The sequence below is a fragment of the Kitasatospora sp. CB01950 genome, from assembly GCF_001905465.1.
GTDB lineage: Bacteria > Actinomycetota > Actinomycetes > Streptomycetales > Streptomycetaceae > Kitasatospora.
Window position 1 is genome coordinate 59,197 of record NZ_LISX01000002.1, and the last position, 7,325, is coordinate 66,521.

Annotated in this window: 9 protein-coding genes; 4 read left to right on the top strand and 5 right to left on the bottom strand. The window is 72.2% G+C overall.

All coding sequences use genetic code 11. The features are described 5' to 3' along the window. The first annotated feature begins 29 nt into the window (after window positions 1–29). Window positions 30–356: a MazG-like family protein gene (locus tag AMK19_RS04970; RefSeq protein WP_073808474.1), complete on the top strand. Its 327-nt coding sequence runs from the start codon at window positions 30–32 to the stop codon at window positions 354–356. A gap of 4 nt (window positions 357–360) precedes the next feature. Here AMK19_RS04970 and AMK19_RS36885 read toward each other — a convergent pair whose 3' ends face one another. Continuing rightward, window positions 361–492: a DUF6126 family protein gene (locus AMK19_RS36885; protein ID WP_241844252.1), complete on the bottom strand. Its 132-nt coding sequence runs from the start codon at window positions 490–492 to the stop codon at window positions 361–363. Between the two features lie 241 nt (window positions 493–733). On the opposite strand from AMK19_RS36885, the gene AMK19_RS04975 reads away from it, so the two are divergent. Next, the gene (locus AMK19_RS04975; protein WP_073808475.1) at window positions 734–1,516 is read left to right on the top strand and encodes an SGNH/GDSL hydrolase family protein; all 783 of its coding nucleotides are present in this window, start codon (window positions 734–736) and stop codon (window positions 1,514–1,516) included. 133 nt (window positions 1,517–1,649) lie between these two features. Here AMK19_RS04975 and AMK19_RS04980 read toward each other — a convergent pair whose 3' ends face one another. After that, window positions 1,650–2,060: an organic hydroperoxide resistance protein gene (locus AMK19_RS04980; RefSeq protein ID WP_073808477.1), complete on the bottom strand. Its 411-nt coding sequence runs from the start codon at window positions 2,058–2,060 to the stop codon at window positions 1,650–1,652. A gap of 252 nt (window positions 2,061–2,312) precedes the next feature. Between AMK19_RS04980 and AMK19_RS04985 the strand changes: the two genes are divergently transcribed. Further along, the gene (locus tag AMK19_RS04985) at window positions 2,313–2,771 is read left to right on the top strand and encodes a MarR family winged helix-turn-helix transcriptional regulator (RefSeq protein ID WP_073808478.1); all 459 of its coding nucleotides are present in this window, start codon (window positions 2,313–2,315) and stop codon (window positions 2,769–2,771) included. A 118-nt stretch (window positions 2,772–2,889) separates the two neighbouring features. Here AMK19_RS04985 and AMK19_RS04990 read toward each other — a convergent pair whose 3' ends face one another. The 3 genes from AMK19_RS04990 to AMK19_RS05000 all read right to left on the bottom strand — a co-directional run bounded on the left by AMK19_RS04990 (window position 2,890) and on the right by AMK19_RS05000 (window position 6,529). Beyond that, window positions 2,890–3,909, bottom strand: a complete 1,020-nt coding sequence (locus AMK19_RS04990; protein WP_073808480.1) for an acetamidase/formamidase family protein — start codon at window positions 3,907–3,909, stop codon at window positions 2,890–2,892. Then, window positions 3,906–5,312: an APC family permease gene (locus AMK19_RS04995; protein WP_073808481.1), complete on the bottom strand. Its 1,407-nt coding sequence runs from the start codon at window positions 5,310–5,312 to the stop codon at window positions 3,906–3,908. Before AMK19_RS04995 ends, AMK19_RS04990 begins: the two co-directional genes overlap by 4 nt. Window positions 5,313–5,452: 140 nt before the next feature. Continuing rightward, a complete protein-coding gene (locus tag AMK19_RS05000; RefSeq protein ID WP_073808483.1) occupies window positions 5,453–6,529 on the bottom strand; it encodes a substrate-binding domain-containing protein in 1,077 nt (358 codons plus the stop codon). A 78-nt stretch (window positions 6,530–6,607) separates the two neighbouring features. Between AMK19_RS05000 and AMK19_RS37935 the strand changes: the two genes are divergently transcribed. Beyond that, window positions 6,608–7,054 carry a MarR family winged helix-turn-helix transcriptional regulator gene (locus AMK19_RS37935; protein WP_073808484.1) on the top strand — a complete coding sequence of 149 codons (447 nt, stop codon included), beginning with the start codon at window positions 6,608–6,610 and terminating at the stop codon, window positions 7,052–7,054. The last annotated feature ends 271 nt before the right edge of the window (window positions 7,055–7,325 follow it).

The window sequence follows — 7,325 nt, forward strand, 5'->3', positions numbered from 1 at the left end:
TCGGCAGCAGACGCGGAAGGGGCGGGAACGTGGACGCGCAGCAGTGGGAGACGGTGCGGCGGCTGGCGGCGTGGCTGGCCGAGGGCAGCAGTCAACCTCCGGAGATGCAACGGGTGTTGCAGTGTCTGAAGATCAGCGAGGAGGCCGGCGAGGTGGCCGAGGCGGTGATCGGCGCGCTCGGCCAGAACCCGCGCAAGGGCTTCTCGCACACCTGGGACGACGTCGCGGGCGAGCTGTGCGACGTGGTGATCACCGCGATGGTCGCGCTGTACCGGGTGCATCCGGATCCGGCCGCCGCGTTCGACGCGCACCTGGCCAAGGTCGCGGCGCGTGCCCTGCCGGAGGCCTCGAGGTAGGACCTCAGCGGTGCCCGACGACGAACAGCAGGCCGACGAAGCCTGCGAACAGGTGGGTGCCCACGATGTAGATCAGCGCGCGGATCATCATCTGCTTGCGGCGCGCTTTCTCCTCGCGCACGGCGTCGCTGCTCATACCGGTCCTCCTGTCGCCCCGTCGTCCTGTCGCCCTGCCGGTCGTCCTGTCGCCCCGTCGTCCTGTCGCCCTGCCGGTCGTCCTGTCGCCCTGCCGGTCGGTCGCCCTGCCGGTCTGCCGTTCGCGACCTGTCCGGCAACCCATGAAGGGTAGCCCGGCGCGGGCCCGTGGCGGAGATCACGGGGCGCTTGGGGGCACCTACGGTGGCGTAGGTCACTTCACAAGGTGAACTATCTCCTCCATGGCCGACTACCAGGAGACCCCCTACTTCAGTTCGTACGCCGCGCTCGGTGACAGTTTCACCGAGGGCCTGAACGACCCCGGACCCGACGGACAGTTCGCCGGCTGGGCCGACCGGCTCGCCGGGATACTGGCCGAGCGCCGACCCGGGCCCGACTTCCGGTACGCCAACCTGGCCGTACGCGGCCGCCTGCTGGACCAGATCGTCACCGAGCAGGTCCCGAAGGTCCGCCAACTCCAACCCGAACTGGTCACGTTGTGCGCCGGCGGCAACGACATCCTGCGACCGGGCAGCGACCCGGACCTGATCGCCGAGCACTTCGAGGCGGCCGTCCTGGAGCTGCGCGAGCACGCCGGCCAGGTGCTGATCTGCACCGGCTTCGACACCCGCAACGTACCGGTGCTGCGCCACCTGCGCGGCAAGGTCGCGACCTACAACTCGCACCTGTGGGCGATCGCCGACCGCAACGGGCTCGCCGTCGCGGACCTGTGGTCGCTGCGCGCGGTGCACGACCGGCGTGCCTGGTCGGACGATCGGCTGCACCTGTCGCCGGAGGGCCACCAGCGGGTGGCGCTGCTCGCGGGGCGCGCCCTCGGCCTGGCCGAGCTCGACGACCCCGAGGCCGCCTGGCCGCCCGCGCCGGCGACCACCCCGGCCGAGCAGCGCCGGGAGAACGTCCAGTGGGCGCGCACCTTCCTGCTGCCGTGGGTCGGCCGCCGGCTGCGCGGCGAGTCGTCGGGCGACCACGTCGAGGCGAAGCGCCCGGAGCTGCTCCCGCTCTGACCGGCGCCCCGCGCCGATCGGCATCCCCGTCCGAAACGCACACGCGCCCGGAACGTGTCCGGACACCACTGCGGGCCGCTCCGCCCCCACGCGGATGCGGCCCGCAGACCCCAGGTGAGACCCCTGCCTCGCCTTACTCGACGATCAGCTCCACCGGAACGTTCCCGCTGATCGCCTTGGAGTACGGGCAGACCTGGTGGGCCTGCTCGACCAGCTGCTTGCCGGTCTCGCCGGCCAGCTCGTCCGGCAGCTCCACCCGGATGACGACCGCGAGGGCGAAGCTGGTCTCGTCCTTGCCGATGGTGACCTCGGCGGTCACCGAGACGTCCGAGACGTCGATCTTCGCCTGGCGGGCGACCAGGCCGAGCGCGCCGGAGAAGCAGGCCGCGTAGCCGGCCGCGAACAGCTGCTCGGGGTTGGTGCCCACGCCGTCGCCGCCCAGCACCGGCGGCAGGGACAGCTTGAGGTCGAGCTTGCCGTCCGAGCTGACGGAGCGTCCGTCGCGGCCGTTCGAGGTGGCAACTGCGGTGTAGAGCGGTTCCATGGCGAGCTCCCTGTCGTCCTGATCCCAGAAGTCCTGTTGGCGGACCGGCGGACCGGCGGACCGGTGCGCCGGCGGTGTGGTCCGCCGGTGCCGTCTCCGGCCTGCCCTGCCCTGCCCTGCCCCAGAAGTAAAGCACCCAATTCAATTGTGCACAACTAAATAGGCCGCGATCGGCTTGCTTGCTACCCTTGGACCATGACCAGGCACGAGCAGAACCGAACCCCGGCGGAGCCCGCCGGGGTTGACGCGACGATGGACGACCTGGTGGCTGCGGGCTCGGACATGCTCCTACTCGACCAGCAGCTCTGCTTCTCGCTGAACGCCGCCTCGCGCGCGTTCGGCAGCATCTACCGGACGGCGTTGAAGGACCTCGGTCTGACGTATCCGCAGTACCTGGTGATGCTGCTGCTCTGGGAGCACGGCGAGCTCCCCGTCAAGCAGCTCGGCGAGCGCCTGCGCCTGGACTCCGGCACCCTCTCCCCGCTGCTCAAGCGGCTGGAGGCGACGGGGATGGTGACGCGCGAACGCAGCGTGCAGGACGAGCGCTCGGTGATCGTCTCGCTCACCGAGGCCGGCCGCGACCTGCGCGAGCCCGCCCGCGCCGTCCCCCGACACATCGGTGCCGCGGCCGGACTCCCGCTCTCCGACCTGCGCACCCTGCGCGAGCTGCTCACCCGGCTCACCGCCAACCTCGACGCGGCCGGGGCCTGAACAGCACACCAGCCGGGGCCCGAACGACGCGACGGCCGGGCCCGGACGACGCAGCGGCCGGGGCCCGGCGCAGACGACGCCAGGCCCCGGCCGCCGCGAGGATCAGCTGATCAGCAGATCACCGGTGCCGCAGGTACGCCGCCGCCGTCGCGCGCAGCCGCTCGTGCAGGCCGTCGTACGCGCGGGCCCGGCCGAGGACGGACTTCGGCAGCTTGGCGACCATCGTGTAGTTGGTGTCGCAGACGTTCGCGGCGGGCGCCAGCCCGGCCTGGCTGACCAGCTGGTACGCGTCGAGCTGGTCCAGGCCGAGGAGTTCGCCGGTCCAGCCGACCAGGTCGTGCTGGCTGATCCGGAACGCGTCCTCCAGCGGGCGGGCGGAGCCGGTGCTGATCAGGTAGTCGTCGTTCTCCAGCCGGGGCCAGGCCGGTCCGCCGCCCTTGATCAGGTCGACGATCACGGTGGTGCGCATGGCCGCCTCGACGGCGGTGCCGCAGACCTCGCCCTCGCCCTGGCGGGCGTGGCCGTCGCCGATGGCCAGCAGGCCGCCGTCGACGTTGACCCCGAAGTAGGCGGTGGTGCCGGCCCGCATCTCGGGGGTGTCCAGGTTGCCGCCGTGCGCGCCGGGCGTGATCGAGGCCAGCACCTCGCCGGCGGCGGGGGCGACGCCGACGGTGCCGTGCATCGGGTCCAGCGGCAGCGCGACGGTGAAGTCGCCGGTGCGGGCCCGGAAGTGGCACAGGCCCGCGGCGACGTCCAGGTCGTAGATCCAGACGCGTTCCTCCAGCGCGGGGTGCAGCATCGCGGTCTGGTGGGTGGCGGTCAGCGCGCCGAAGTGCGGGAAGGTGCTGGAGATGCCGTGGTCGCGGGCGGGGGTGATCTCGACGAAGTGCACCGCGAGGACGTCCCCGGGCTCGGCGCCGGCGACGGCGATCGGGCCGGTGACGGGGTTGAGGTACGGGAAGACGCAGACCTGGCTGGGCAGGTCGCCGGTGCCGCGCACCTTGCCGCCGAAGCAGTCCTCGGTGGTCAACTCGACGATGCTGCCGGGCTGGACGGTCGTCAGCGGGGCGCGTCCGCCGAAGGTGTAGGCCCAGTCCTCCGGTGCGGGGGACAGCTGGACGATCTCGGGCAGGGTCACTTGTCGGTCTCCTCGGGGGTGGTGTCGGTGACGGCCAGTCGCGGCTTGCGGCCGGTCAGCATCAGGCCGGCGAGCACGATCCCGCCGATCAACAGCCAGATGAAGCCCAGCCGTTGGGCCGCGATGTTGGCGTTCACGACCACGTAGCCGAGGATCGCGAAGCCGAGCAGCGGCGCGATCAGGTGGCGCCAGTAGTCCTTGCTGCGGTTGCGGATCAGGTAGTGGACGACGACGGCAACGTGCAGCACCAGGAAGGTGGTCAGCGCGCCGAAGTTGACCAGGGTGCTGAGCAGGGTGATCCCGTCGGTGCGCGAGGCCATGTACAGGCCGAGGACCAGCGAGATGCCGGCGGTCAGCAGGGTGGCGTTGACGGGCACCCGGCGGGTGGGGTGGATCTTGGCGAGGAAGCGGGGCAGCTGGCGGTCGCGGGCCATCGCGAACAGCAGGCGCGAGGTGGCGGCCTGGGCGACCAGCGAGTTGGCGAAGCCCCAGGCGACGGCGGTGGACGCGGCGGTCAGGGTGGCCAGCCAGGCGCCGCCGGCGGTGCGGGCGGTGTCGTAGAAGGCGGTGCCGTCGGGGTCGCCGTCGCGGATCAGCGCGGCCGGGTCGGCGACCAGCAGCGACGCCACCCAGGTCTGCACGATGAACAGGGTGCCGGCGAGCAGCAGCGCGGCCACCATCGACCGGCCGATCGCCTTGGTGGAGTCGCGGTTCTCCTCCGAGAGGGTGGAGATGCCGTCGAAGCCGAGGAAGCTGAGCACCGCGATGGAGACGGCGCCGAAGGCCAGGCTCCACGAGAAGGTGTGCGAGTCGTACAGCGGGGTGAAGTCGAAGCCGCGGCCCTTGCCGTTCGCGAGCGCGATCACGCCGACCACCAGGAACAGCGCCAGGACGACGAGTTCACCGATCAGCACGGCCTTGTTGACCTTGGCGGTGGTCTCGATGCCCAGGTAGTTGACGACGGTGTTGAGCAGCACGAAGCCGATCAGCCACAGCCAGACGGGGACGGACGGCACCAGAGAGTTCATCGCGACGCCGGCGATCAGGTAGAGCAGACCGGGCACCAGGACGTAGTCCAGCAGGATCATCCAGCCGGACAGGAAGCCGACCGGCGCGCCGATGCCGCGTCCCGCGTACGTGTACACCGACCCGGCCATCGGGAAGGCGCGGGACATCTGGGCGTAGGAGAGGGCGGTGAACATCATCGCCACCATGCCGAGCACGTAGGCGAGGGCGACCATGCCGCCGGAGCCCTGGAAGACGCCGCCGAAGATGCCGAAGGGGGCGATCGGCACCATGAAGACCAGCCCGTAGACGAGCAGGTCGGTGAAGGTCAGGGACCGGCGGAGCTCCTGTTGGTAGCCGAAGTTCTCGATGTTCTGGGGCGCGGGTGTGTCGGTCATGGTGCTCTCTCTCCGTGACGACCCTGCTGATGTGTGGGGGATGCGTGGGGGAGACTGTAGAGCCAAGTATTTCCATATGGAAGGGTTTAGCGGCGGCATTCCACCGACTGAGAAAGCACGCGCTCAGCGGTACCCGCAGGTCAGCGAGGACCGAGCGGCGGCAGGACGGCGAACCCGAGGCCCTCCGCCCGGGCTAGGTGCACGGTGCGCCGCCCACCGTGCAGCAGCCGGCCGGCGGCCCGGGTCAGGCCGTGCGGCTCCAGGGCGTGACGCTCGGCGAGCGCCGCGAGCAGTTGGAGCCCCTCGTACAGGCCGACGGCGTACGCGTCCAGGACGGGCGCCCAGGGGCCGCACAGCGCGCGGTGCCGTTCGCCGAGCGACTGCCGGGACTCCTCCGCCAGGGTGGCGAAGGACGGCATCGCCGCGTACAGCGTCCCGGTGTCGTCGCCGCCGAGCGCGAGCAGGCCGTTCTCCTCCAACGACCCGGACAGGCGCACCAGTCGGCGGTCGAGTCCGCTGCGCCGCAGGGCCCGGTTGAAGTGCACCAGGTCGCGGCCGATCAGGCTGAGCAGCACGCCGTCGGCGCGGGCGGCGCGCAGCGCGTCGAGGAGCGCTTCGACGTCCGGTTCGACGGTGCCGAACGGGATGCGGCGCTCCAGCACGATCCGGGCTCCGGCGCGTTCGGCGAGGGTGGCGGCGGCGCGGTGGACGGAGCGCGGCCAGATGTAGTCGTTGCCGATCAGCGCCCACCGGCGCAAGTGGTGACGCTCTGTCAGATCGCCGACGGCGTGGGCGAGTTGAGCGGACGGGTCGGCGCCGGTGCAGAGCACGCCGGGGCGGCGGGTGCCGCCTTCGTGCGGCGGGGTGTAGATGTAGGCGATGCGTCCGGCGGCGACGGTTTCGACGGCGCGGTGCACGTCGCTGGTGTGGCAGCCGGCGAGGGCGTCCAGGGCGCCGGCGTCGAGCAGGCGGCGGACTTCGGCGGCCACCGGGTGGGGGGCGCCGCCGCCGTCCACCAGGACGAGTTCGAGGGGGCGGTCGTGGATGCCGCCGCGGGCGTTGATCTCGTGCGCGGCGAGCAGCGCGCCGTCGAGTGCGGACGGGCCGGTCAGGCCGAGCGGGCCGGACTGCGGCACGACGAGGCCCACGCGGAACACGCCGCCCTCCCTGGGGAGGTGCAGCGCGTCGAGCGGGTCGACCAGCCTGGCATCCAGCATCACCAGTGCGAGTATGGTCGGGATGTCGGCCCCGGGAAAGCCCGCGAGGCTCGGGGAGACCTCGGAACGGAGGGTCGGATGACCACGAAGGGTGCGGTCGCCGCGCACGAGGCTGTTCCTGCGGGTACGCCGCCGCTGCTGGTGGAGCTCGTGGCGCTCGCCCATCGGCGACTCACCTCCGGCCTGGCGGCGGCGCTCGCCGAGGAGGACTGCACGGTCGACCAGTGGCGGGTGATGCGTGCGCTCGCGGACGGCGAGGGCCGGGCGATGGGCGAGTTGGCGCAGGCGCTGCTGATTCCGCAGGCCAGCCTGAGCCGCCTGGTCGACGCCCTCGCGGACGCCGGGCTCGCGTACCGCCGCCAGGACGACCACGACCGCCGCCGGATCACCGCGCACCTCTCCCGTCAGGGCAGCACCCGCCTGGCGCGCCTCGACGCCCTCGCCGCCGCCCACGACACCGCCGTCCGCACCGCCTGCGGCCTCCCCGACCCGACCGCGCCCCTCACCCGCCTCGCCACCCTCTGAGACCCTCACCGCCCAACCCACGCCCGCCGTCCGCCAGTTGCGCCCGACCGCCTACCGCAACCTCGGCCCCCGGCCAACCCATCGCCGCCGTCCGGCAGTTGCGCCCGAACGCCCTCGCGCCGCTTCGACCCCGGCCAACCCACCGCCGCCTCCCGTCAGTTGACCCCAACCACGTCAACCCCACCAACGGCCCCGCGCGCCCAGCCAACCCACCCCGGCCAACCCGCCACCGCCATCGGCCAGTTGCACCCGACCGCCCTCGCGCCGCCTC

Coding starts and splice junctions, on each gene's coding strand:
- AMK19_RS05000 (WP_073808483.1), bottom strand. CDS start 6,529: ATGCTGGATGCCAGGCTGGTCGACCCGCTCGACGCGCTGCACCTCCCC.
- AMK19_RS04995 (WP_073808481.1), bottom strand. CDS start 5,312: ATGACCGACACACCCGCGCCCCAGAACATCGAGAACTTCGGCTACCAA.
- AMK19_RS04975 (WP_073808475.1), top strand. CDS start 734: ATGGCCGACTACCAGGAGACCCCCTACTTCAGTTCGTACGCCGCGCTC.
- AMK19_RS04980 (WP_073808477.1), bottom strand. CDS start 2,060: ATGGAACCGCTCTACACCGCAGTTGCCACCTCGAACGGCCGCGACGGA.
- AMK19_RS04985 (WP_073808478.1), top strand. CDS start 2,313: ATGGACGACCTGGTGGCTGCGGGCTCGGACATGCTCCTACTCGACCAG.
- AMK19_RS37935 (WP_073808484.1), top strand. CDS start 6,608: ATGACCACGAAGGGTGCGGTCGCCGCGCACGAGGCTGTTCCTGCGGGT.
- AMK19_RS36885 (WP_241844252.1), bottom strand. CDS start 492: ATGAGCAGCGACGCCGTGCGCGAGGAGAAAGCGCGCCGCAAGCAGATG.